This window comes from Martelella alba (assembly GCF_006516955.1).
Lineage (GTDB): Bacteria > Pseudomonadota > Alphaproteobacteria > Rhizobiales > Rhizobiaceae > Martelella > Martelella alba.
In genome coordinates, this window is record NZ_VHLG01000015.1 from 61,879 (window position 1) to 87,095 (window position 25,217).

Annotated in this window: 20 protein-coding genes; 11 read left to right on the forward strand and 9 right to left on the reverse strand. The window is 59.5% G+C overall.

Annotated elements, in window-relative coordinates; all coding sequences use genetic code 11:
* Nucleotides 1-49 precede the first annotated feature (49 nt).
* The 5 genes from FJU08_RS19125 to FJU08_RS19145 are packed head-to-tail and all read left to right on the forward strand — an operon-like array spanning nt 50 to nt 5,666.
* On the forward strand, nt 50-994 hold the full coding sequence (locus FJU08_RS19125; RefSeq protein WP_141150651.1) for an ABC transporter permease: 945 nt from the start codon (nt 50-52) through the stop codon (nt 992-994).
* Entirely contained in the window at nt 994-2,934 is a 1,941-nt protein-coding gene (locus FJU08_RS19130; protein ID WP_141150652.1) for a dipeptide/oligopeptide/nickel ABC transporter permease/ATP-binding protein, read from the forward strand. Before FJU08_RS19125 ends, FJU08_RS19130 begins: the two co-directional genes overlap by 1 nt.
* Nucleotides 2,927-3,919: an ABC transporter ATP-binding protein gene (locus FJU08_RS19135; RefSeq protein WP_141150653.1), complete on the forward strand. Its 993-nt coding sequence runs from the start codon at nt 2,927-2,929 to the stop codon at nt 3,917-3,919. The genes FJU08_RS19130 and FJU08_RS19135 overlap by 8 nt, the downstream gene beginning before the upstream one ends.
* Nucleotides 3,916-4,710, forward strand: a complete 795-nt coding sequence (locus tag FJU08_RS19140; protein WP_141150654.1) for a FadR/GntR family transcriptional regulator — start codon at nt 3,916-3,918, stop codon at nt 4,708-4,710. The genes FJU08_RS19135 and FJU08_RS19140 overlap by 4 nt, the downstream gene beginning before the upstream one ends.
* Nucleotides 4,711-4,721: 11 nt before the next feature.
* Nucleotides 4,722-5,666: an acetamidase/formamidase family protein gene (locus FJU08_RS19145; RefSeq protein WP_141150655.1), complete on the forward strand. Its 945-nt coding sequence runs from the start codon at nt 4,722-4,724 to the stop codon at nt 5,664-5,666.
* A gap of 254 nt (nt 5,667-5,920) precedes the next feature.
* Here FJU08_RS19145 and FJU08_RS19150 read toward each other — a convergent pair whose 3' ends face one another.
* From FJU08_RS19150 to FJU08_RS19160, 3 genes are read right to left on the reverse strand one after another with little or no spacing between them, the layout of a single operon-like run.
* Nucleotides 5,921-7,114, reverse strand: a complete 1,194-nt coding sequence (locus FJU08_RS19150) for an osmoprotectant NAGGN system M42 family peptidase (RefSeq protein WP_141150656.1) — start codon at nt 7,112-7,114, stop codon at nt 5,921-5,923.
* 3 nt (nt 7,115-7,117) lie between these two features.
* Nucleotides 7,118-8,941 (reverse strand): N-acetylglutaminylglutamine synthetase, encoded by a 1,824-nt coding sequence (gene ngg / locus FJU08_RS19155; RefSeq protein ID WP_141150657.1) that lies wholly within the window; start codon nt 8,939-8,941, stop codon nt 7,118-7,120.
* 11 nt (nt 8,942-8,952) lie between these two features.
* Nucleotides 8,953-10,728, reverse strand: a complete 1,776-nt coding sequence (locus FJU08_RS19160; RefSeq protein ID WP_141150658.1) for an N-acetylglutaminylglutamine amidotransferase — start codon at nt 10,726-10,728, stop codon at nt 8,953-8,955.
* 124 nt (nt 10,729-10,852) lie between these two features.
* Here FJU08_RS19160 and FJU08_RS19165 point away from each other — a divergent pair, with 124 nt between their 5' ends.
* Entirely contained in the window at nt 10,853-11,359 is a 507-nt protein-coding gene (locus FJU08_RS19165; protein WP_141150659.1) for a MarR family winged helix-turn-helix transcriptional regulator, read from the forward strand.
* Between the two features lie 89 nt (nt 11,360-11,448).
* Here the strand turns inward: FJU08_RS19165 and FJU08_RS19170 are convergent, their stop codons facing one another.
* Nucleotides 11,449-11,712: a hypothetical protein gene (locus FJU08_RS19170; RefSeq protein WP_141150660.1), complete on the reverse strand. Its 264-nt coding sequence runs from the start codon at nt 11,710-11,712 to the stop codon at nt 11,449-11,451.
* 144 nt (nt 11,713-11,856) lie between these two features.
* On the opposite strand from FJU08_RS19170, the gene FJU08_RS19175 reads away from it, so the two are divergent.
* Nucleotides 11,857-13,389 carry an alkaline phosphatase family protein gene (locus FJU08_RS19175; RefSeq protein WP_141150661.1) on the forward strand — a complete coding sequence of 511 codons (1,533 nt, stop codon included), beginning with the start codon at nt 11,857-11,859 and terminating at the stop codon, nt 13,387-13,389.
* A gap of 171 nt (nt 13,390-13,560) precedes the next feature.
* On the forward strand, nt 13,561-14,313 hold the full coding sequence (locus FJU08_RS19180) for an SDR family oxidoreductase (protein ID WP_141150662.1): 753 nt from the start codon (nt 13,561-13,563) through the stop codon (nt 14,311-14,313).
* Between the two features lie 277 nt (nt 14,314-14,590).
* Here FJU08_RS19180 and FJU08_RS19185 read toward each other — a convergent pair whose 3' ends face one another.
* Nucleotides 14,591-15,466 (reverse strand): SDR family NAD(P)-dependent oxidoreductase, encoded by an 876-nt coding sequence (locus FJU08_RS19185; protein WP_141150663.1) that lies wholly within the window; start codon nt 15,464-15,466, stop codon nt 14,591-14,593.
* Between the two features lie 200 nt (nt 15,467-15,666).
* Between FJU08_RS19185 and FJU08_RS19190 the strand changes: the two genes are divergently transcribed.
* The gene (locus tag FJU08_RS19190; RefSeq protein WP_141150664.1) at nt 15,667-16,890 is read left to right on the forward strand and encodes an argininosuccinate synthase; all 1,224 of its coding nucleotides are present in this window, start codon (nt 15,667-15,669) and stop codon (nt 16,888-16,890) included.
* Nucleotides 16,891-16,957: 67 nt separating this feature from the next.
* Here the strand turns inward: FJU08_RS19190 and FJU08_RS19195 are convergent, their stop codons facing one another.
* The 3 genes from FJU08_RS19195 to FJU08_RS19205 all read right to left on the reverse strand — a co-directional run bounded on the left by FJU08_RS19195 (nt 16,958) and on the right by FJU08_RS19205 (nt 19,662).
* Nucleotides 16,958-17,686 (reverse strand): hypothetical protein, encoded by a 729-nt coding sequence (locus FJU08_RS19195; RefSeq protein WP_141150665.1) that lies wholly within the window; start codon nt 17,684-17,686, stop codon nt 16,958-16,960.
* A 135-nt stretch (nt 17,687-17,821) separates the two neighbouring features.
* Nucleotides 17,822-19,123 carry a multidrug effflux MFS transporter gene (locus FJU08_RS19200; RefSeq protein WP_235890835.1) on the reverse strand — a complete coding sequence of 434 codons (1,302 nt, stop codon included), beginning with the start codon at nt 19,121-19,123 and terminating at the stop codon, nt 17,822-17,824.
* A 68-nt stretch (nt 19,124-19,191) separates the two neighbouring features.
* Nucleotides 19,192-19,662 carry a MarR family winged helix-turn-helix transcriptional regulator gene (locus FJU08_RS19205; protein ID WP_141150666.1) on the reverse strand — a complete coding sequence of 157 codons (471 nt, stop codon included), beginning with the start codon at nt 19,660-19,662 and terminating at the stop codon, nt 19,192-19,194.
* Nucleotides 19,663-19,787: 125 nt separating this feature from the next.
* Between FJU08_RS19205 and FJU08_RS19210 the strand changes: the two genes are divergently transcribed.
* Nucleotides 19,788-21,851, forward strand: coding sequence for a M3 family metallopeptidase (locus FJU08_RS19210; protein WP_141150667.1), 2,064 nt, complete (start codon nt 19,788-19,790; stop codon nt 21,849-21,851).
* An 89-nt stretch (nt 21,852-21,940) separates the two neighbouring features.
* Here FJU08_RS19210 and FJU08_RS19215 read toward each other — a convergent pair whose 3' ends face one another.
* A complete protein-coding gene (locus FJU08_RS19215) occupies nt 21,941-23,008 on the reverse strand; it encodes an O-fucosyltransferase family protein (protein ID WP_141150668.1) in 1,068 nt (355 codons plus the stop codon).
* A 352-nt stretch (nt 23,009-23,360) separates the two neighbouring features.
* Here FJU08_RS19215 and FJU08_RS19220 point away from each other — a divergent pair, with 352 nt between their 5' ends.
* Nucleotides 23,361-25,166: an ABC transporter ATP-binding protein gene (locus FJU08_RS19220; RefSeq protein WP_141150669.1), complete on the forward strand. Its 1,806-nt coding sequence runs from the start codon at nt 23,361-23,363 to the stop codon at nt 25,164-25,166.
* The last annotated feature ends 51 nt before the right edge of the window (nt 25,167-25,217 follow it).

Here is a 25,217-nt window from a genome sequence, read left to right on the forward strand (position 1 = left end):
AGGCCCCGGAGTCCGTCTTCGGGGCCTTTTTCATTCAAAGGGACCTGCCATGGCTCGCTATATTCTGAAGCGCCTGCTGACGCTCATTCCCGTTTTATTCGGCCTCACCATCATTGTCTTTGCCATCATGGCGATGATCCCCGGCGATCCGGCGACAGCCATTCTCGGCTCCTATGCAACGCCGGACAATGTCGCGCGGATCAACAAGGCGCTCGGTCTCGACAAGCCGCTGGTGAGCCAATATTTCATCTGGCTCGGCAATCTGATGCATGGCGATTTCGGCCGTTCCTATACCCAGAACCGGCCCGTCATCGACATCATCTCCGAACGTTTCGGCAATACGCTGATTCTTGCCGGTACGGCGCTGGTGCTCTGTTCCATCTTCGGGCTTCTGGCCGGCATCATTTCAGCCGTGCGCCAATATGGCTTCACCGACAAGGCTGTCACCTTTCTGGTGCTGATCGGCATTTCCATTCCCTCCTTCTGGCTTGGCCTGCTCTTGATCCTGGGCTTTGCCGTCAAGCTGCACTGGTTTCCGGCAAGCGGCATGGAGGCGATCTATGGCGGCGGCGGTCCGCTTGACCTTCTCCACCATCTGGCGCTGCCCGCCATCACCCTTGCCGTCGTGGCAACCGGCGTGATCGCGCGGCTGACACGCACCGCAATGCTGGAAGTGCTGAGGCAGGACTATATCCGCACCGCCCGTGCCAAGGGGCTGAAGGAGCGGCGGGTGATCATGGTGCATGCCTTCAAGGCCGCCCTCGTCTCCGTCATTCCCGTTCTCGGCATTCAGGCCGGCTTCGTGCTCGGCGGCGCCGTCTATATCGAAACCGTGTTCCAGTGGCCGGGCATCGGCTCGATGCTGGTGACCGCCATTTCCACGCGCGACCTGCTTTTGGTGCAGGGCGGCGTGCTGGTTGTCGCCGCAGCCTATGTGCTGGTGAACCTTCTCGCCGATGTCATCCAGACCATGCTTGACCCGAGGCTGCGCTGATGAGTGATACAGTTTCCACCACAACCATCGACAAGCCGGCTGCGAAAAAGGGGCGACCCAGCACGTTCGCGCTGCTGCTGAACAACACGCTGGCAACGGCAGGCCTGGTGATTTTCGTCGTGATCGCGCTTGTGGCACTGGCGGCACCGATCCTGCCGCTTGCCCCGCCCAATATCACCGATCCGGCAAAAAGGCTTGCGCCCATCTTCACGCAAGGCCACCTGCTTGGTACCGATGCGCTGGGCCGTGATCTGCTTTCGCGGCTGATCTGGGGTACCCGGGTCAGCCTTGCGGTTGGCATCTCGGCGACACTGATTGCCGCCTTTTTCGGCTCATTGATCGGCCTTGTCGCAGGCTATGCCGGTGGGCGCACCGACAATATCCTGATGCGCGGCATCGATATGGTCATGGCCTTTCCCTATATCCTGCTGGCACTGGCGATCGTCGCCGTGCTTGGCCCCGGCCTGCTGAATGCGCTTTATGCGATCGCCGTTGTCAATATCCCGTTTTTCGCCCGCAACATACGCGGCATGACGCTGGGGCTTTCGCGGCGCGAATTTGTCGAGGCGGCACGGCTTTCCGGCAAATCGCATACGGCCATCCTGTTCGGTGAGGTGCTGCCCAATGTGATGCCGGTGATTGTCATCACCATGTCGACCACGATCGGCTGGATGATCCTCGAGACGGCGGGGCTGTCCTTCCTCGGCCTCGGCGCCCAGCCGCCCCAGGCAGACCTCGGTTCGATGCTGGGCGATGGCCGCAAGGTGCTGTTCACCAATGCCCATGTCTCGATGGTACCCGGCATCATGATTTTCGTGCTGGTGATGAGCATCAACCTTTTGGGCGACGGTATTCGTGATGTGCTCGATCCGCGGCTGAAATCCGGAGCACTGGCCCGTCCCGGCGCCCGCACCGCCGTCAGACGCGGCGCGACGCCCGAGGCGACGCCGCGCGAAGACAGCGTGCTCGATGTTCAGGGGCTGAAGACCCAGTTTCATGTCGGTGGCGATGTCTATCACGCCGTCGGCGGTGTCGATCTTCATCTGCGCGAAGGCGAGTGTCTCGGCCTTGTCGGTGAATCCGGCTCCGGCAAATCGGTGACCGCCATGTCACTGATGGGACTGGTGCCAACGCCGCCCGGCCGCATTGCCGGTGGTGTAGCCTTCCTCGATGGCGAGGATCTGTTTGCCGTTTCCAACGAGCGGATCCGCCAATTGCGCGGCGCGGCCGTCAGCCATGTGTTTCAGGACCCGCTTTCCACGCTGCATCCGCTGTTTCCCGTTGGTGACCAGCTGATCGAGGCGATCCGGGCCCATGCGCCGCTTTCAAAGGCGAAAGCACGGGACAAGGCGATGCGCCTTCTTGAACAGGTGCGCATCCCCAATCCGGCCGAACGGCTGAAGGCCTTTCCGCATGAGCTTTCCGGCGGCATGCGCCAGCGCGTTTCCATCGCCATGGCGCTCGCCAATGATGCAAAGGTCATCATCGCCGATGAGCCGACGACAGCGCTGGACGTGACCGTGCAGGCGCAGATCCTGGAACTGCTCGATACGCTGCGGCGCGAGCGTCAGACAGCGATCCTGTTCATTACCCATGATTTCGGCGTCGTCTCCGCCATCTGTGACCGGGTTGCCGTCATGTATGCCGGACGGATTGTCGAAACCGGGACAACGGCGGAACTGCTTGCGAAGCCTGCCCACCCCTATACCGCCAAGCTGATCGAATGCGTGCCGGTTCTGGGCGAGCCCGAGCGCCGGCTCGACGCTATTGAAGGGCGCCCGCCGGTCGTCAATGCGCTTCCCGATGGCTGCGCCTTTGCCGATCGCTGTCCCTTCGTGCAGGACGATTGCCGTAGAGGCGATATCGCGCTTGAGGCACTCGGCGCCGAGCGCGGCGTGCGCTGTCTTCATCCCTTAAACCGGGAGAAAGCCGATGACTGACGAGATGCTGATTTCAATCGAACGGGCCGAACGCGTCTTCGGCGGCGGGAAAACCCTGTTCGGCCGGAAATTGCCTGCCGTCCACGCCGTGCAGGATGTCACCATTGACGTCAGAAAAGGCGAAACGCTTGGCATTGTCGGCGAATCGGGCTGCGGCAAGTCCACCCTTGCCCGCATGCTGACCGGCCTGGACCGCCCAACGGGCGGCACGCTCACCTTTCAGGGCCTTGATCTGGCAGAAGAGGCGAAGAAAAACCCGAAGGCGCTGGCCCGCCGGGTGCAATATGTGTTTCAGGACCCTGTCTCTTCGCTCAATCCGCGCAAGAAGATCCGCGATGTGCTTGAAGCCCCGCTGATCCACCTGCTCGGTCTGTCCAGGGCGGAGCGGGCAAAGCGGCTGGAAACGCTGATGGACGCCGTCAATCTGGCGCCCGAATTCCTCGACCGCTACCCGCATGAGTTTTCCGGCGGGCAGGCCCAGCGCATCGGCATTGCCCGCGCGCTTGCCGCCAATCCAGAGGTCATCGTGCTGGATGAGCCGGTTTCAGCGCTTGATGTTTCCGTGCAGGCGCAGGTGCTCAACATACTCGATGATCTGAAAGCCCGCTTCGGCCTGACCTATATTTTCATCAGTCATGATCTGTCGGTGGTGGAGACGATCTCCGACCGGGTGGCAGTGATGTATTTCGGCCGGATCGTCGAACTCGGCGGGCGCGAGGCGGTCTTTGGCAGAACCTTGCATCCCTATACACGTCTGCTCTTGAATTCGGCACCGGCTCCGGGCAAAACCGCTGTCTCCGGCGGCGATCGTGATGCGGAACTGCCGGACCCGTACAATCCGCCAAGGGGCTGTGCCTTTGCCGCACGCTGCTCTGAGGCAACTGAGATCTGCGCAACGACCGTGCCGCCGGTCGAGGCCAAGGACGGACGAGACGCCGCGCATCAGACCGCATGTCACCATCCATTGATGGAAAGGACTTCATGAGCAAGCCGACACCAGAGCGACGGCAGAGTTTCGCCACACCGCTTGCGGAGAAAAAACGCAAGCGGCCTGACATGACGGCCGACCTCCTGCGTGAACGCCTGCTTGATGCCGGGCTGAAACCCGGTGACCGCATGCCGGCCGAATGGCTGGCACCGGAGGCACTGAAAGTATCGCGCGGCACGTTGCGCGAGGCGTTGAAGATCCTCGAATTTCAGGGATTGATCGCTTCCAAGACCGGCCCTGGCGGCGGCATTTTCGTGCGCGCCATGACGCCATCCGACGCGATCCAGACCGCGACCAACCTGTTCTTGCAGCGCCCGCCGACCATCACCGACATCTACGCCCTGCGCAAGCAGCTGGAACCCGAACTTGCCGCTGATGCTGCCACGCATCTGCCGGATGAGGCCCTTGTGACGCTCAAGGAAACGATCCGGATCTATGAGAAGCGGCCCGAAAGCGGCGAGGAGGAATATCTTCAGCGTCTCGCCGAACTCGATTTCCATGCCGAGCTGGCCCGCAATGCCTCCAATCCGGTGCTCGGCTTTACCTGTGCCCTGCTTTTGAACCTGTTGCGCGATCTGCCGCAATGCCGGGCCATCTATCAAAAACCCAATCCGGGCCTGCGGGAGACCGGCATCTTATACCAGATCGAGCTGATCCGGGCGATCGCCGAACGCGACCCGCTGAAAGCCCGCGACATCATGACCGGCCATATGATCGAGGCGGAGCGTTATATGCAGACCCGTGAAAGGCTGTTGCTTGAAGACAGCGAGACGGGCGCAGGCGGTTAAGGGAGAGAGCCATGGCGAAGCTTAAGGGCCACACCATCCACAGCAAACACTGCCATTGCGGCTGGAACAACGCATTGGACCCGGCCTTTCATGTCACGTCCGGCGAGACCATGACCTTTTGCTGCCGTGATGCCGGCAACGGCCATTTCCACGCCGGAAGCACCGATGCCGATGTGCTGAGTGAAAACCCGGACGAGGCCAATCCGCTGACCGGTCCGGTCTTTGTCGAGGGTGCGGCGCCGGGCGACGCACTCAAGGTCACGATCAACGCGTTCTCCCCCTCCGGCTTTGGCTGGACGGCGATCATTCCGGGCTTCGGCCTGCTTTCCGATCAGTTTGCCGCACCAAGACTGAAGCTTTGGAACTATGAACGCGATGCGGCAACACCGGCTGTCTTCTCCGATATCGCCCGTGTGCCGCTGCGCCCCTTTATCGGCACGATCGGTGTGGCACCGGCCGCGCCCGGCCTCCATTCGGTAATCCCGCCGCGGCGCGTCGGCGGCAATCTCGACATCAAGGATATCGCTGCCGGAACGACGCTCTACCTGCCGGTCGAGGTGGACGGCGCACTGCTTTCGCTTGGCGACACCCATGCCGCCCAGGGCGATGGCGAGGTCTGCGGAACGGCAATTGAAAGTGCCATGGATGTTTCAATCACGGTCGAGCTCATCAAGAACGCAGCCCCCCGGACACCCTATTTCGTCACCCCCGGTCCCGTCTCCCGCCATCTTGACGGCAAGGGTTACGCGGTGACGACGGGCATCGGCCCTGATCTGATGCAGGCCGCGCGCGATGCAGTCTCGGCGATGATCGATCACCTGGCAGCCACGCGGAACATGAATCCAGAGGATGCCTATATGCTCTGCTCGGTCTGCGGCGACCTGCATATTTCCGAGATCGTCGACGCGCCCAACTGGGTCGTGTCCTTCTATTTCCCGCAGATCGTCTTCGAATAGGCAGAGCGCCGGACGGGGGCGGGCAGACGGCAGACAAAGCCATTCAGATTGCATGTTTGAGGCGGAATGCCCCCTCCATCGTCATCCCCGTGCTTGTCACGGGGATCCAAATTTATAAGGCATTGAATAAGATGAGTCTTTCGCCGCGCGGACGCGCGTCGGCTGGATGCCTGTGACAAGCACAGGCATGACGTCAACGAGATGTGGCGAACTTTGTCAGCAGCCTTTACACTAAACCGAGGCGCGCTCTGACGTCAGGCATGGCCTGGGTGATGCGGTGCATCCGGCGCATCAAGGCGCTCATCCTCGACATCGCGGGACAGATCCTGATTGGCCGCCCCGGTCGGCTGGCGGGTAAAGCCGGTAACGGGCCCCTTGTTGAGGAAATCGCGTTTGATTTCGACCTCGGAGGTCAGATAGACGGTGATCAACTCGGCAAGCGAACGCAGCGCATGCATGTGAATGCGCTCATAGCCATGGGATGCATCAACACCGAAGGTGATCAGTGCCGTACGCACATCCGCACCGGCTTCCACCGCACTGGCGCTGTCCGAGCGGTAATAGCGAAACACATCCTTCTGGTAGCGGATATCGTGCCCCTTGCAGAGATCGACGAGCTTCTTTGTCAGGTGAAAGTCAAACGGCCCGGTCTGGTCCGCCATGGCGATGGTGACGCCGAATTCGGACGAATTCTGGCCCGGCGCCGTGGTGCCATTGTCAACAGAAACCAGCGAGGCCACATCATCGGCAACAATGGATGAGGCGCCGACGCCGACCTCCTCGGCAATGGTGAACAGCCAGTGGCTGTCGACGGGCGTTTCGACGCCGTCATCCTGCATCGCCTTCAGTGCGGCAAGCATCAATGCCACACCGGCCTTGTTGTCGAGATGACGGGAGACGATGAAGCCGTTATCAAGGAATTCCGGCTGCGGATCGATCGCAACAATATCGCCGATCTCGATACCCAGCCGGTCAAAATCATCCATGTCGCGGGTGAGCGCATCCACCCTGAGCTCGACATAATCCCAGCCAATCGGCAGCGTGTCGACCTCGTCATTATAGGTATGTCCCGAAGCCTTGAGCGGCAGGATCGTGCCGCGATAACTGCCTTTTTCGGTGAAGATGGTCGCCCGCGCGCCCTCGGCAAACCGCGCCGACCATGTACCGATCGGCACCAGCGAAAGCCGGCCATTGTCCTTCAGATATTTGACCTGAGCACCCAGCGTATCGACATGGGAGACGATGGCGCGGGCACCCCGCGGCTCCACGCCGCGCCTGACGGCGCGGATTGCGCCGCGCCGCGTCAATTCAACCGACAGTCCGAGTTTTTCGAGTTCACCCGAGACGAAACGCACGACGGGATCGGTATAGCCGGTGGGAGAAGGGATCGAAAGCAGCGCCTTCAGCATATCGGCCAGATAATCGGCATCGATGGTCAGTCTCGGCATGTCTTACTCTTGTTTCTGGATCTCGCGATGAGAGGCCCGGGCAGCCGCCGGCATGGATAGCGGAAACAGAAGATCGACGAAACGTTCCGCCGTTGGCTGCGGTTCATGATTGGCAAGGCCGGGCCGCTCATTGGCTTCAATGAAAGCATAGTCGGCATTTTGCGGTGATTTGACCATGAGATCAATGCCGACAACGGGAATATCGATCGCGCGGGCCGCTTTGACCGCTGCATCCACAAGACGCGGATGCACAATGTCCGTCACATCATGGATGGTGCCGCCGGTATGCAGATTGGCCGTCCGCCGGACGCGGATATCTTCCCCCTCCCGCGGCACATCGGCAAAGGTATATCCGGCCGCGCGCACCGTGCGCTCCGTCTCGGCATCGAGCGGGATATTCGATTCGCCACCTGTCGCCGCCGCCCGTCTGGCACTTTGCGCAGCAATAAGCTGCTCGACGGTGGAGCGGCCATCGCCGACCACATGGGCCGGACGGCGGATTGCAGCCGCCACAAGACGGAAATTGATGACGATCAGACGCAGATCCTCGCCCTCGACCATCTCCTCGATCAGCACGGTGTCGCAATAGGCCTTGGCCTTCTCAACGGCAGCGCCAACCTCTTCAAGCGTCGTCACGCCAACGGAAATCCCGCGCCCCTGCTCGCCGCGCGCTGGCTTGACCACCAGAGCACCGGCATCCTCCAGAAAGCCCGAAATCGCCTCGGTACCGGCATCGGCCGTCATCTGGCGCGGAACGGCAACGCCAGCCTGTTCGACAAAACGGCGGGTCACCGACTTGTCGTCGCAGATCGACATGGCCGTTGCCGAGGTGAGCTCTGACAGGCTTTCACGGCAGTGAACACTGCGCCCGCCCTGCGACAGGCGGAAAAAGCCACCGGCAGCATCGGTAATCTCGACCGAAATGCCGCGGCGGCGCGCCTCGGTGACAATCAGCCGGGCATAGGGGTTGAGGGCCTCATAGTCTTCTGCCTCGGGCCCGGTAAACAGCTTCTCATTGATCTGGTTCTTGCGCTTGATGGTGAAGAACGGTACCCGGCGAAAGCCGAGCTTCTCGTAAAGCCCGATCGCCGGATCGTTGTCATGCAGCACCGACAGATCGAGATAGGCAGCGCCGCGCGCGATGAAGTGCTCGGCAAGCCGGCGCACCAATGCCTCGCCGATACCGCGATGGCGCGCCTGCGGATCTGACGCCAGACACCAGAGCGAGGCGCCTTTTTCCGGATCATTGAACACGCGGACATGATCGATACCGGTGACGGTGCCTAGGACCTCGCCCGTATGCTCATCTTCGGCGACGAAATAGACCAGCGAGCGTGCATCACGCTGGCGCCAGAAGAAGTCCGGGCGAACCTGCACCATGCCGCGCGCGGCATAGATGCGGTTGATCGCCTGCGCATCGATTTCCGACGTCAGGCGACGGATAAAAAAGCCCTGCGTCGGTTTCGATGCGGCCCGATAGGTCGAAAGATCAAGCCTGTAGGTATGTGAGGGATCGAGAAAGATTTCCTGCGGCGCCGTCGCCAGCACCACATGTGGATCACGGACATAGATGGCGATATCGCGCCGGTCCGACCCTTCGGCACGCAGGGTCTCGATCAGCAGCCGGGTATCGGAAAAGGTCTGGCCGAACACCACCCGGCCCCAGCCGCAGTCAATCGACCGGTCCGGCTGCATTGCGCCTTCATCCGGGCCGATCGGCGGCTTCATCCCCTGCGTTCTGAGGCGCTTCAGCCGGTGCGAATAGGCATCGCTGCCACGATGCTCCCGGCCTTCGCCTGCATCCTTGCCGCGCTTGTCACTGACCATTCCGGCCTCCCTCAGATGTCGTGAGACTGCAACCACATTTCCAGCAGTGCCACCTGCCAGAGTTCCGAGCCCCTGAGCGGCGTGATATGGCCGATCGGATCCAGGAACAGATCATCAAGATAGGATTTGTTGAACAGGCCGCGCTCGGAAGAGACCTGGCTCGTCAGTGCATCGCGCACCATGTCGAGATATTCGCCAGAGATATATTTCAGCTGCGGAACCGGGAAATAGCCCTTCTTCCGGTCGATCACCTCATGCGGCACGACCAGACGGGCGGCATCCTTCAGCACACCCTTGCCGCCATCATTGAGCTTGAATTCGGCCGGAATGGTTGCCGCCAGTTCGGCCAGTTCATGATCGAGGAAGGGCACACGCGCTTCCAGCCCCCAGGCCATGGTCATGTTGTCGACGCGCTTGACCGGATCGTCGACCAGCATCACCTGGCTGTCGAGCCTGAGCGCCCGGTCAACCGGCCCGTCCGCACCATCGGCCATCAGATGGGCCGCAACGAATTCGCGGCTGACATCGGTTTCCGCCAGCCAGTCGGGCGACAGATGCCGCGCAAGCTTGGCGCGATCACGGTCAAAGAAGCCCTTTGCATAGTCGCCGACGACATCACCGGAATTTTCAAGCGGCGGATACCAGTGATAGCCGGCAAAGATTTCGTCAGCGCCCTGGCCGGACTGCACCACCTTGATATGTTTCGACACTTCGCGCGACAGCAGGAAGAAGCCGATATTGTCATAGGACACCATCGGCTCCGACATGGCATGGATCGTATCCGGCAAAGCGCTCATCAGATCGGAAGACGGCACGAAGATCTTGTGGTGATCGGTATCGAAATGCCTGGCGATCAGGTCGGAATAGGTGAATTCATCGCCCTTTTCGCCATTGGCCTCTTCAAAGCCGATCGAGAAGGTCATCAGATCCTTCTGGCCTTCTTCGGCCAGCAGGCCGGTGATGATCGATGAATCCACGCCCCCCGACAGCAGCACGCCGACCGGCACATCGGCCACCATGCGGCGCTTGACGGCGAGGCGCAGCGCTTCAAGCACCCGGTCACGCCATTCTTCCCGCGACAGCGAGGCCGTTGCCGGATCACGCTGATGCGGTGGGTTCCAGTAACGCTCGTCTTCGTAAGAACCATCGGCGGCAAAGACCCGCGTCGTTGCCGGCGGCAGCTTTTTCACGCCCTTCAGGATCGTATGCGGCGGCGGCACCACGGCATGAAACGACATGTAATGATGCAGCGCGACCGGATCGATATTCCTGTCGATGCCGCCACCCGCCAGAAGGGCGGGAAGCGTCGAGGCAAAGCGCAGGCGCTTGCCCTCTTCAGCATAATAAAGCGGTTTGATGCCGAAACGGTCGCGCGCCATGATGACCTTGCCGCTGTCACGCTCGGCAATGACGAAGGCGAACATGCCGTGGAAGCGCGACACGCAGTCGCGGCCCCAGGCGTGATAGGCCTTCATGATGACTTCCGTATCGCCGGTGGAGAAGAAGCGATAGCCCTTGGCCTCAAGCTCGGCCCGCAGCTCTGGATAGTTGTAGATGCAGCCATTGAAGACGACCGTCAGCCCCAGCTCGGGGTCGACCATGGGCTGGGCCGCCTTTTCAGAGAGATCGATGATCTTCAGCCGCCGGTGTCCGAAGGCATAGCGCCCCTGGGCGACCACACCGCTTCCATCCGGGCCGCGCGGGGCAAGGGCTGCGGTGATCCGCGCCACAGCTTCCGCATCGGCAAGGCTTCCATCAAATCTCAATTCTCCGGCAATTCCACACATGATCGGTTCGTCGTCTCCATTGTTGTTACGCAATCAGAACGGGCGAGCGCCCGAAAGGTTTCGCGAAATCCATTACATCAAAAATCATTTGAGTTCAAATTATCTCTGTTGTAATAATATCGTCATGACTGAAACGCCCCTGACCGAAGACAATCAAAGAGCCTCTGAAAGCGCCCGCTCGGTGATGAAATCTCTGCGGCGGATTGCCCATGCCATGGACACGCGCTCCAAGCGCATCAGCCGCGAAACCGGCCTGACCATACCGCAGATCGCCGTGCTGGAAGCCGTGCGGGATCAGGGCGCGCTGACCACAATGGCGATCTCGCGCCATGCGGATCTGAGCCCGGCCACCACGGTTACGATCCTTGACAAGCTGGAGGCCAAGGGCCTGATCGAGCGGCACCGCTCGCGCGAGGATCGCCGCATCGTCCGCGCTGTCCTGACGGAAGCGGGTCGTGAAACACTGACGACCGCACCCAATCTTTTCGGAGCGCAGTTTGCGACGGACTTCACCCGTTTCTCTGCGGAAGAGCGCGCCGAGATCGCTTCAGCCTTCCGCAAGGTCGCCGATCTTTTCGACCAGCCAAACATCACGCCGCCCCACACCGCCGACCTTCCGGCTGGCGGCTGATCAGCCATTGCCCGGCTGGCTCGGCTTGATTGTTCTTCGTTGCTTGCACGATGAACGAGCCAGGGCGACAACAGGTTCCCGGCCTTTTGCTATTCTTGCATCCTACACCGCGCTTCGGCCGAGCGGATGATATCCTTCAGCGCGGCGGCAACGCGGGTCTCGTGGGCAAAGGCGCCATCGGGCGACAGACCCGGATCCTCATCCTGTTCGCGCACATTCAACAGCCCGCCGATCGCGCGACCGAAAGCGGCGCTGAGCGTCTTGTCCTCAAACATTGCTGCCAGCATGGCCACCACTGTCTCGTGCTGGGCGGCGACCCGGGCCTCCAGCTGTTCGAAGCGTTCATCATTCATCGTGTGATCTCCCGTTCCTCATAAAATCAAGCTGGCCATTCCGGACATTTTTTCAATCCCGGCATCGCATTCGTCATTGAAAGATTTGCCATCAGGGGGTGTTATGGTCTTGTCCAATCCTCCTCTCCCCAAGGATGCCAGAACGTGAGCAAAGCGATTAAGCCGAACATTCTGCTGATCACGGCCGACCAGTGGCGCGGCGACTGCCTCGGTGTTGCCGGCCACCCGACGATCAGAACGCCGCATATCGACGCGCTGGCCGATGAAGGCGTGACCTTCCTCAAACATTATGCCGGGACAGCGCCCTGTTCGCCAGCGCGCGCCACGCTCTATACCGGCCTCTACCAGATGAACCACCGCGTTTGCCGCAATGGAACGCCGCTTGATGCCCGGTTTGACAATCTGGCGCAGATGGCACGGCGCGCCGGCTATGATCCGACACTTTTCGGCTATACCGACACCTCGCCCGATCCGCGGTCCCTGTCCGAGCGCGATCAGCAGCTGACCAGCTATGAGGGCGTTCTGCCGGGCTTTACCGTGCGCCAGCTTTTGCCCGAGCATGAGAAGCAATGGCTCTCCTGGCTACGCCTGCGCGGTCATGAGGACGCTCTCGACCGTTCCTATCACACCGCAACCGGAAAACACGGCGACGGCGTTTCCAATGCACCGCCGCGCTACGGCAAGGACGAAACCCAGACGGCCTTTCTGACCGACGAATTCCTGCGCTGGCATTCCGAACAGGAGGCAAGCTGGTTCGCCCATGTCTCCTTCCTGCGCCCGCATCCGCCCTATGTGGTGCCTGAACCCTACAACACCATGTTCTCACCCGAGCAGAATATCGCCGCTGCCCGCGCCACAAGCCGCGAGGAAGAAGCAAAGCTTCACCCCTTCGTCCGCTGGCTGGTCGAAGATCAGGGGACAAAGAAGAAAAAGAGTTTCATTCCCGGTGCCAAGGGCAAGATCGAGGAATGGGATGCGTCCGCCTTCGACCAGATCCGGGCCCTTTATTATGGCATGATTGCCGAAGTCGATGCCCAGATCGGCCGTATGCTCGCCGCCATCCGCAAGGCCGGCCAGTGGAACAACACCATCATCATCGTCACTTCCGATCACGGCGAGCTGATGGGCGATCACTGGTTGCTCGGCAAGGGTGGCTTTTTTGACGGTAGCTACCATATTCCGCTGATCATCCGCGATCCGAAGAGCCCGAAGGCCTATGGCCGCAAGGTCAAGGCCTTCACCTCCGCCGCCGATATCTTTCCAACCCTGGCCCAGCGGCTGCAGGTGGAGCCCCGGACCCACCCCGACGGAGCTTCGCTGATGCCCTTCATCAAGGGCAAGACGGCACCCGGCTGGCGTGATGCGGCCTTTTTCGAATATGATTTTCGCGGCATTGCCAAGGAGAAGGCAGAGAACCATTTCGACCTGCCCTATCAGCGCTGCAATCTCGCCGTGGTGCGTGATGACCGGTTCAAATATGTCCACTTCCCCGGCCTGCCGCCGCTGCTCTTCGACCTTGAAGCCGATCCGATGGAGCTGGACAACCTTGCCGATGACCCGGCCTTCCACGAGATCCGGCTTATCTATGCCGAAAAACTGCTTGACCTGAGAGCAAGCCATCTCGACCAGACTCTCGCCTCCATGGAACTGACAGGCGACGGGATTGTTAAAGCCTGAGACCGCGGCAAAGCGCTCACCTTTCCGCCAGCATTCCGGCCGGAAGCCGGAATGTTTTTGGCGCCAGCACGCTGCATTGCAGCAAAACGCTTTTGCAGTGGGACGCAATTTCCTCTAGACCGGGACAAAATCAAAATTCACGACTGAGAAAAATCTGAAAAGAGGTGGAATATGGCAAAGACGGTTCTGATCACGGGAGCGACGGCCGGGTTCGGACTGGCCGCGGCCAGAAAATTTGCTGAAGCCGGCTGGAAGGTCATCGGAACGGGGCGCCGCGCCGAACGGCTGGAGGCGCTGAAGACGGAACTTGGCGATAATTTCCTCGGACTTGCCTTTGATATCGCGGATGAAAAGGCGATAGCCGCAGCACTCGCGTCACTGCCGGAAGATTTCAGGGCTATCGATGTGCTGGTCAATAATGCAGGGCTGGCGCTCGGCACGGCACCGGCGCCGAAGACCAGCCTTGAAGACTGGAACCGGATGATCGACACCAATATCCGCGGCCTCGTCACCATCACCCATCACATGCTGCCGGGCCTGATCGCCGAGAAGGGCGTCATTATCAACCTGTCCTCGATTGCGGCGAAATACCCCTATCCGGGCGGCAATGTCTATGGCGGCACCAAGGCCTTCGTGAAGCAGTTCTCGCTTGGCCTGCGCTCCGATCTGCATGGCACAGGCGTGCGCGTTACCTCAATCGAGCCCGGCATGGCCGAAAGCGAATTCACACTGGTGCGCACCCATGGCAGCCAGGAAGCCTCCGACAATCTCTATCGCGGGGCAAAGCCGCTGACGCCGGAAGATATCGCTGAAACCATCTTCTGGGTCGCCACCCAGCCGGCACATGTCAACATCAACGCACTGGAACTGATGCCGGTCAGCCAGTCCTGGGCCCCCTTCCAGGTGCATCGCGAAGAAGGCTGAGCCTGCCGGTAGTAGAATGGCGGCCTTTCGGCCGCCATTCTGATTGCTAACAAACCTAGTCCCCATCTCTAGCGTCATGCCTGTGCTTGTCACAGGCATCCAGCCACCGCGCGTCTGCGCGGCGAGGAATCGTTTATCCAATGCCCTGAAGAGCCTGGATCCCCGTGACAAGCACGGGGATGACGACGGAGGGGCGGCTATTCCACCCCAAACGGACAACCTGAATGGCTTTGCCAGCAGCCAGAATGGCGGTTCGAAAACCGCCATTTGCATCCGTTCAGCCGTCGACATCTTCCGGCTCGCCGACAAGAAATTTCTTGAACCGCTCATAGTAAGTCGGATGCCAACGCGACAACGGCGGACGGTTTTCAACAATATCGCCCGCAGCCCAGAGGATGCGCTTTTCATCCGTTGCGCGATCAACCTCGCCATCGGGGCAGAGAATGTAGAAATCATCCGTGCCGAGCTTTTCGAGGAGAAAGGCCACCGTCTGTTCCGGGGTCCAGGCGCCTTCGGGCTTTTCGGTCCGGCTGCCTGCCGTCAGCGGCGTGAAGACAAAACCCGGAATGAAAAGCCGCGTATCGACCTTGCAGCCATCTCGGTTGCGCAGGTCGTAATGCAGTGCTTCGGTGAAGGCCTTCACGCCGGCCTTGGCAACATTATAGGCAGGATCGCCCGGCGGTGTGGTGATGCCCTGTTTCGAACCGGTATTGATGATCACCGCATCCTCACCATGATCAATCATCTCAGGTCCGAATATCCGTGTGCCGTTGATCACGCCCATCAGATTGATATCGATGACGCGGCTCCAGGCCATCTGGCTACCGAAAATGGAACTGCCGGGCTGGATCGCTGCATTGTTCATCAGCACATGCACATTGCCAAAGGCCTGCGAGGCCGCGCGCTCCAGTTCCTCAAGCGAGGACAGATCCGACACATCGGTGGCCTGGGCAAGCACACCGCCGCCATTGGGCTCGGCAACAGCCAGAACCGTCTCGGCCGCGCGGACAAGCTTTTCACTCTTCAGGTCGGCAATGACGACATTCATGCCGCCTGCGGCAAAACGAAGGGCTGCAGCAAGGCCAATGCCCGACGCGCCACCGGTTACGACTGCGGTATTGCCGGCCTTGATGGCCGGATGCGATTGCGCCATGTCTTCCTCCCGTTTCTATCCCTGCTCATATAAATGTGACTGCGGCCAGCCCCGGTTGCAAGCCCCTTAAGCCGATAGGCGTAAGGAGAAGTGCTTCTCACACGTTGTTTTCCTTGCACGTGGCGACAAAGGCGCTAAAACGGCAACAAATGCTTGAAAACGGCTTCTCGAAGCCTTTGACCAGATGGACTGAAACACACATGGCCTCGCACAATAACATCAAGAAGGTCGTGCTCGCCTATTCGGGCGGCCTCGACACCTCGATCATCCTGAAATGGCTCCAGACCGAACTCGGCGCTGAAGTCGTTACCTTCACCGCCGATCTCGGCCAGGGTGAGGAGCTGGAACCCGCACGCAAGAAGGCAGAAAATGCCGGTGTGAAGGAAATCTATATCGAGGATGTGCGCGAAGAATTCGTCCGCGACTTCGTCTTTCCGATGTTCCGCGCCAATGCCGTTTATGAAGGCGTCTACCTGCTCGGCACCTCGATTGCCCGGCCGCTGATTTCCAAGAAGCTGATCGAGATCGCCCGCGAAACCGGCGCCGACGCGATTGCCCATGGCGCCACCGGCAAGGGCAACGACCAGGTCCGTTTCGAAATGTCGGCCTATGCGCTGAACCCCGACATCAAGATCATCGCCCCGTGGCGCGACTGGACCTTCAAGAGCCGCACAGAGCTTCTGGAATTTGCCGAAAAGCACCAGATCCAGATTGCCAAGAACAAGCGCGGCGAAGCGCCCTTCTCGGTTGACGCCAACCTGCTGCATTCCTCTTCCGAAGGCCGCGTGCTGGAAGATCCGGCGGTCGAAGCACCGGAATATGTGCATATGCGCACCATCTCGCCGGAAGCCGCCCCCGACCAGCCGACCATCATCAAGATCGGTTTCAAGAAGGGCGACGCCGTTTCCATCAATGGCGAGAAAATGAGCCCGGCAACGCTGCTGGCCAAGCTCAACGATTATGGCCGCGACAATGGTATCGGCCGTCTCGACCTCGTCGAAAACCGCTTTGTCGGCATGAAGTCGCGCGGCGTTTATGAAACGCCCGGCGGCACCATCCTGCTTTCCGCCCACCGTGCGATTGAAAGCATCACGCTTGACCGGGGTGCAGCGCACCTGAAGGACGAGCTGATGCCGAAATATGCAGAGCTCATCTATTACGGCTTCTGGTTCTCGCCCGAGCGCGAAATGCTGCAGGCCCTGATCGACAAGAGCCAGGAACATGTTGAAGGCGAAGTCACGCTGAAGCTCTACAAGGGCAATGTCATCGTCATCGGCCGCGAGAGCGACAAGTCGCTCTATTCGGAAGCCCTCGTCACCTTCGAGGACGACCATGGCGCCTATGACCAGAAGGATGCTGCCGGCTTCATCAAGCTGAACGCACTGCGCCTGCGTACGCTCGCCAAGCGCAATCAGCAGGGCTGATCACAGTCCGCATCCAAATCACGAAAGGCGGCCCGACGGGCCGCCTTTTTGTTATCGCGTCAGTGCCTTATGCCGGAGCGACGGCTGCATCTTCGGCCTCACTGGCCGCATCTTCAGCCTCGCAGGATCTGTATAGATCGACCAGCACCACGGAAATATAGATGAGGCCAAATATCTCGAATGCAGCCCTGAAGGTGATCAGCGCTATGATTGATGGCGAATACTCACTGTTGGTCAGCACGAAGGCAAAGATTGGCGCAACATCCAGAATGAAGCCTGGTAGCGCGCAGACAAGTGAAAAGCGCCAGAACACGAACCAGAAATGCCGCTGCCCTCGGACGAGAGCCTGGCTGAACGACGCCCTTCCCTCAATTGTTGCCGGAAGCCATGTGCCGAGCAGGGAAAGGAAAACAGACAGGGATATGTAGAGCAGTGGTGACGCTACAAAAACCATGAGTACATTCGCGATCCTGCGATCAAAACTCGTTACAAAGTAGATAGTCAGCGCGAAGACCGGAACCCCGGCCAACGCCAAAATCAGCAACGTCCGGAACATGAAACCCCACAGCGTTGATGGCTTTCCATGACTGCGCAACAACCGCAAGGGAACACCTGCCAGTCTCGCCTGCATGAACATGTTAAACGCACTGATGTAACCAACGACCAGGCCGACAGCAATTCCTTTTGAACTTCCGAAAGAACGTTCCAGAACAAACGGCAAGCCTACAATGACCACAAAGATCGTCGTGAACACCCAGACATTCTGCCTGATCATTGAGAATGTATCTTTCAGCATGGAGTCCCCCCTCAAATACTGCTTGATATCACAACCTGAATTGACATAATGGAAAGGTACGGCAGCCGGTCAACCGAAAAGTCTGTATCGGCCATCATGCCACACGACAGCGCATCCTGGTTCGCTGAAGTCGCGCTAATCAGCAGCCTCGACAGCAGAGCGGAACGGCTCCTCTGCATCATCCCCTCGCGGCACCCCCCCCACACCATCCGGCACATGGCGCTCGGCAAACATCAGCCAGAGATAGGAAAGAATGGCAAGCGCGCCCATCACCGGCACCACGATCTTCAGCGCCAGAACCGGCGAGCCGAGTGCCGCGGCAAGCGCGCCGGTCAAAAGGCCCGAGCCCATCTGCATGAACCCCATCATCGCCGAAGCGGAACCTGCGATGTCCGGGAAGGGCAGAAGCGCCGCATTGGTCATATAGGGCAGCACGAAGGCGATGCCGAAGGCGAAAAGCCCGACCGGCAGCATGACAGAGAGATAGGAGATCGGCAGCACTTCCGTCGAGATCGCCATTGCCGTTGCGCCACAACCGATAAAGACGAGACCGGCCAGAACCAGGCTTTTGGACGAAAACCAGCGCAATACGATACGGAAGACCACCGAGCCGGAAAAATAGAGCCCGGTCTGCATCAGCATGCCGATACCATATTGGGTCGGCGTTAGCCCGGCCACCTTGATCAGCACGAAAGGCAGGATCGACGACAGCGCGTAAAGCGTGCCGACGGAGGCGGCAATCACCATGGATGAGGCAAGAAAGCGCTGGTCGGCAAGGATGGTGCGATAGGCATCGACAAGCGCCTTAGGCTCCGCCTTCTTCGGGTCTGGCACCGTGGTTTCCACCATCAGCAGCAGCACCAGCGCCAGAAGCACGGCGCCAAAGGCGACCATGGCAAAGAAGATCGCGTACCAGCCGGACACAAGCAGGATCAGACCGCCGATCGTCGGCGCGATCGCCGGCCCGACCGCCAGCATGATGCCGATCATGTTCATGATCCGCGCTGCGGTCTCACCAACGAACTGGTCGCGCACGATCGCCCGGCCGACAGTCAGCCCGACCGAAGCACCAATGCCCTGGATCAGACGGCCGATCAGCAGATATTCAACCGATGGTGCCAGCGCACAGGCGAGCGCCCCGATCAGGTAGATCGCCATGAAGATGATCACCGCCCGGCGACGGCCGAGTGCATCGGAAAGCGGCCCCGAAATCAGCATCGCGAAGGCAAAGCCGCCGAAGAATAGCGACAGCGACATCTTGATCGCCGCATCGGTTGTGCCGAAGGCTTCGGTCAGCGCCGGCATGGCTGGCGTGTAAAGCGCAAGCGAGACCGGCCCGAGCATGGTCAAAAGTGCGCCGATCAGGCTTGTCTGCGCCTCACTCATTGGCGTTCTGGAAATGGGCTCTTGCGCGGCAGCGCTGGATTTGGTCGACATGTCAGGTTCCGGTTTCAGATCCGCCGGGCTGGCGGACCTTCTTCAGCATCCTGATGACGAACAAGCGCTCAGAGCGCCGCGAACTTGTTGCGCAATGCAACCAGTCCCGCCTTCAGCCCGTCCCGCTCATCCGGCGAGAAATCTTCCAGCAGCCGGTCGAACAGTGTGTCGGAAACCGAACGTATGGCACCAAGCACGGCATTTGCCTCGTCTGTCGTACTGATCAGCTTGGCACGCCGATCCGCCGGATCGGCCACGCGGCTGATGAGCCCCGCCACCTCCAGACGATCAAGATAGCGGCAGAGCGTCATAGGCTCGATACCGAGATGCTCCGCAATCACATTTTGACGCGCCCCCGACATGACCGAGATCCTGACCAGGGTACGCGCCTCGCCCGGCGTGAGATCAAGCCCCGCTTCGGCGATGGCCCGTTCAAAGGCCTGCCGGAAAAGCCGGGCAACATCTGCGAGAAGAAAACCGAGCCGGTTGGGGTCGGAAGATGCCGCCATATTCTGTCCATCATCAAAGATAAGCTTCACTTATTGTTTTTTGCCGCAGGAGGCAACCTGCCTTGCACAGAAGGCAGACATGCGGCAAACACAGTGCTGGCAGCATGTTTTTTCGTAATTTCGCCTGCAAAAAGCATAAAAACAGGAAATATACCATGTCGGATCAAGCAAAACCCAACGGCGCCATCTTCGAGTGGGACGGATTTCAGGGCCTGCCGCGCTTTCAGGCCATTTATGATGGCGACTATGCGCCAGCCTTTGCCCTTGCCATGGAGGCGCATGATCACGAGATTGCCGCAATTGCCGAAAACAGCGACGCGCCGAGCTTTGACAATACGATTGTGGCACTGGAAATCGCCGGCGACCAGCTGTCGCGTGTCTCTGCGCTGTTTTTCAACCGCGCCAGTGCCGACACCAATCCGGCAATTCAGGCACTGGAGCGTGAAATTGCACCGAAATTGTCCGACCATTATTCGAAGATCGGTGCCAACAAGGCCCTGTTCGAACGTGTTGATACGCTGTGGCAGACCCGCGAAACGCTTGAGCTGACAAAGGAAGCCAGCCGTGTTCTTGAGCGGCACTGGAAGGGCTTCATCCGCTCCGGAGCCAGACTGGGCGCCGATGAACAGTCGCGGCTGGCAACCATCAACGGCCGCCTTGCCGAACTCGGCGCCGCCTTTGGTCAGAATGTGCTCGCCGATGAAAGCAGCTGGGCGATGTTTCTGGACGGGGACGCAGATCTTGCCGGCCTGCCGGAATTCCTGATCGACGCCATGGCAGGCGCCGCCGCCGAACGCGGCCGCAAAGGTGCCTATGCCGTCACGCTTTCCCGCTCGATCATCGAGCCCTTCCTCACCTTTTCCGCCCGCCGCGATCTGCGCGAAAAGGCCTTTGCCGCCTGGATTGCCCGCGGCCTTTCAAAAGGCGAACACGACAATCGCCCCGTCATGCGCGAGACGCTGGCATTGCGCGACGAGAAGGCCAAGCTTCTCGGCTACAAGAATTTTGCGGCCCTCAAACTCGATAACACCATGGCCAAGACAGCCGAAAATGTTGACGGCTTGCTCAGCGATGTCTGGTCGAAAGCCGTTATCGCAGCCGCCCATGATGAAGCGGCATTGTCAGAACTGGTGATTGAGGAAGGCGCAAATCACGCCATCGCCGCCTGGGACTGGCGCTATTATGCCGAAAAGCTGAAAGGCCGCCGCTTTTCCTTCTCCGAAAGCGAGGTCAAGCCCTATCTGCAGCTGGAAAACATGATTGCCGCCTGTTTTGCGGTGGCTGAACGCCTGTTCGGTATCAAGGCCGTGCCAGCCGAAAATGTCGCGGGCTATCACCCCGACGTCCGCGTGTTCGAAATCCGCGATGCCGATGACAGATTAAAGGCGCTGTTTCTCGGCGACTATTTCAACCGCCCGTCGAAGCGGTCAGGTGCCTGGATGAGCTCTTTCCAGAGCCAGCATCGGCTGACGTTGAAAAATGGCGCCAAGGGCGAGATCCCGATCATCTACAATGTCTGCAACTTCGCCAAGCCGGCCGAAGGCAAGCCCGCTCTGCTCTCGCTGGACGATGCGCATACGCTGTTTCATGAATTCGGCCATGCATTGCATGGCATGCTGTCGGACGTCACCTATCCCTCCGTTTCGGGCACCGGCGTGTCGCGTGACTTCGTCGAACTGCCCTCACAGCTTTACGAACATTGGCTGACCGTGCCTGAGGTCCTGTCCGAATTCGCCGTACACTACCAGACCGGTGAAACCATGCCAAAGCCGCTGCTCGACAAGATCCTTGAAGCGGCAACCTTCGGCCAGGCCTTCGCGACCGTGGAATTCACGGCTTCGGCTCTGGTCGACATGGCGCTGCACACGGCAGAAAATCCGCCGGAAGACCCGCTGGCGCTTCAGGCGGAAACCTTGGCCAAAATCGGCATGCCCGACGCCATTGTCATGCGCCATGCCGCTCCACATTTCCTGCATATCTTCGCAGGAGACGGCTATGCAGCCGGCTACTATTCCTACATGTGGTCGGAAGTACTGGATGCCGATGCGTTCGAAGCTTTTGCGGAAACAGGCAACGCCTTCAACCCGCAAATGGCGGAAAAACTGAAGGAAAATATTCTTTCCGTTGGCGGTTCGGTTGATGCAGAGGAGGCCTATACCGCCTTCCGCGGTCACATGCCGGGACCGGATGCCATGCTCAAGGGGCGCGGCCTCATCTAGAGTATCAGGCAAAAAGTGGCTCGCGCTTTCTCGATAACCCACGCATCAAAAGAATGGACCGGCAGCATCGGGCGATGCCGTCGAGCTGTTCAATTGTTCTTCACCGTCGCTTCTATGCGGCGGTGAAGGCGCCTGACCCGCTTGCGGGCCTCCCTGTTCCAATAAAGCTGTCCGAAGTTCACAAGGTTGCGAGCAAGCAACTGCCGGATGGAAAGATCCGGCCGACCGGCAGCATTGCGCAGATTTTCAAAGATCGCACGCAGTTCGCCATCGGCTGCCCCCATCAATGCGCGGATCATTTTCGGCTGGTGATGCAGACCTTCCGCCAACAGGGAAAAGCCAGAGACACGCGCGGTATTGTCCCCATCCCTGACACTGGTGAAATAGAGGCTGTTTGAGCAGGCAAGCGCGACCAGATCGGCCAGGCTGCCAAGGTTGCGTTCAAAAACATCACCTTCATTGTGATAATGAAGCCCCAGATCGCCGGTATCGGGTACGGCACCAAGGGTCAGCACCTCTGCGCAGCCGGCAAGCAGCCCCGGAGCTTCCTGCTGGACAGCATGACTGTCTGTGCACAAAAGCACGCGTCGCCCGGCAAGTGCGGGCGCGATGCGTTTCAGAAAACCCTGATAGTCCGTCTTCATATCGGTATGGCGCACGTGAATTGCATCGTAATCGGCACCGAGAGGGATGATCCGCCGAAGAATGGCATTCGCCGCCTCTGAGGTAAAACGGACATGGCGCAGGAAGTCGATTGATTCGAGGCCGCCGCCGCATTGCTCATGGACAAGAAGCCGTGCGTCATGCTTCACGCTGAAATCAAAGCTCAGACGGATGTCACTGCCAGCAAGCAGGAAGACCGTCCCCGCCTGGCTGAACTGATAGTCCCTGATCCGGCCGCCAATCTCAGCCGGAACCACGTCGTTAATCTCAGCGAGATGCCGAGCCATGTCCATCGACCAGGCACGTCCGACGGGCCCGAACCCCGGCAAGGGCTCGAAATAGCGCTGAAAATCGTCTTTCCAGCCACTTCTGTTCATGTCAACGACAAGAACGCGCGCATGGGACGCGGCGTAAGCGCGACACAGCTCAATCTGAACGAGCATATCATTCAGCCCACCATGGGGCCGGCAGAGCAGATAATTCTCGATCTCCATGTCCGGTTCCTTACGGCTTCGCCGCCCTGCGTCTCTGACACCGGCTATAAACAGATTGGCAACCCTGCGCAACTCAGACCGAACGCGCCTCCTGGCCAGGATAAAAACGCCGGTGATCGACATATACGGGCTACGATGCTATCCTAGGCTGTATTTATTTTGCGGCGGCCGTGTCTTCCGTGCATCTTGCGTTTTCACCGCGCTGGCGATATGTGTCAGAACCAAGATAACAGGGCAAGAGCAGAGCAAAAGTGCCTGCATCCTGCATTCGGCTGTCGCCGAACCCGCGCTCCGGGGGGACAAGTAGACATGTTCTTCTCTGCCCGGATCGAGAACAGGTAAAGGTTTTCGCGTGTTCAAATCGTTTCTGGATCGGCAGAGCAAAACGCTTCTGGTGCGCTTGCTTTCCGAAAATCTTCGTAAACAATATCCTTGGTATACGATCGCGATTTGCGCGATGCTGGTGACCGCTGGTGTGACAGCGCTGAGCGCATGGATCATGAAGGATATTGTGAACGAGACGGTCGTTTCACAAGATCTTCAGCGCGTTCTGATGCTTTCTGTCGGTGTGGCGGTGATTTTCATTGTCAAGGGCTTTGCGACCTATATTCAGGCCGTGTTCCTGAGTAAGGCTGGCAACAACATCATCGCCGAAGTTCAGCGCAAGGTCTTCAATCTCGTACTGCTGCAGGACATCCGCTTCTTTGCAAAATTCCCGTCTTCCGAACTGGTCATGCGTATTACCAACAACGCACAGGCTGCCCGTTCGGTGATCGATCTGATGGTCACGTCCTTTGTGCGCGACCTGTTCACCCTGATCGGTCTTGTTGTCGTGATGATCATCCAGCAGCCAATGCTTTTCCTGGTTGCCATCATCGTCGGCCCGATATCCTTCTACGGTGTGCGCGTCCTGACCAAAAAGGTACGCGAAATCATGCAGCAGGAGCTCGCCTCGTTGGCGGCGATCATCCAGAATGTGCAGGACACCGCCACAGGCATTCGCGTCATCAAGACCTTCAATCTTGAAAACTACATGAGCGATCGCATGGACAAGGTTGTCCGGCAGGTCGAGACCCGTTCGAACCAGATTGCCCGCCTGAGTGCTGCCACCAGCCCGATCATGGAGACCCTTTCCGGTCTCGCGATTGCCGGTGTTATTGCACTGAGCGGTTTCTGGGTCGTCGGCAAGGGCAATACGCCTGGCGAAATGATGTCCTTCATCACAGCGCTGCTACTCGCCTATGAACCTGCCAAGCGCCTGGCACGCATGCGCGTCAACCTTGAAGCCGGCATGGTCGGCGTTCGCATGCTTTACGAGATTAATGATTATCCCGTCGGCATGAAGGAAAAACCGGATGCCATCGCCCTGCCGGAAGGCCATGGCAGCATCACCTTTGAAAACGTCCATTTCGCCTATGACGCAGAAAACCCGCTTTTCACCGGCCTCAACCTGAACGTGCCAGCCGGCAAGATGACGGCGCTTGTTGGCCGTTCCGGCGGCGGAAAATCAACGATTGTCAGCCTGGTCATGCGCCTGTTTGATGTCGACGAGGGTGCCGTCAAGATCGACGGCGTTGATCTTCGCGATATCACCTATCAAAGCCTGCATGGCCGAATGGCCTATGTCGGGCAGGATACTTTCCTGTTCAAAGACCTGACCATCCGCGACAACATCCGCCTTGGCCGTGAAGGCGCGAGTGATGAAGAAGTTATAGAGGCAGCCAAAGCGGCCAACGCGCATGACTTCATCACCCATATGCCCCAGGGCTACGACACACCTGTCGCGGATAATGGCTCGAACTTTTCCGGTGGCCAGCGCCAGCGACTGGCGATTGCCCGCGCCATCCTTCGCCAGGCCGAGATTCTCATCCTTGACGAAGCGACCAGCGCACTGGATTCCCATTCCGAGGCATTGATTCAGGAAGCAATCGAGCGCCTGACCCGCGGCCGCACGGCCATCGTTATCGCCCACAGGCTTTCGACGGTGGCAGCCGCCGACAATATCGTCGTCGTTGAAAATGGTTCCATTGTCGAGCAGGGCCCGCCTGACGAACTTCTCTCGCGGCAGGGTGCCTACCGCAAACTCTACGAAATGCAGCTTTTGCCGCGGATCAACCAGGAAGCGCCCCATCTCGCAGACGAGCGGGAAAGGGCCTGAGCAGGCCCCGAACCCATACTGAACCTCATCAAAAAAGGCTGCAGGCTCATG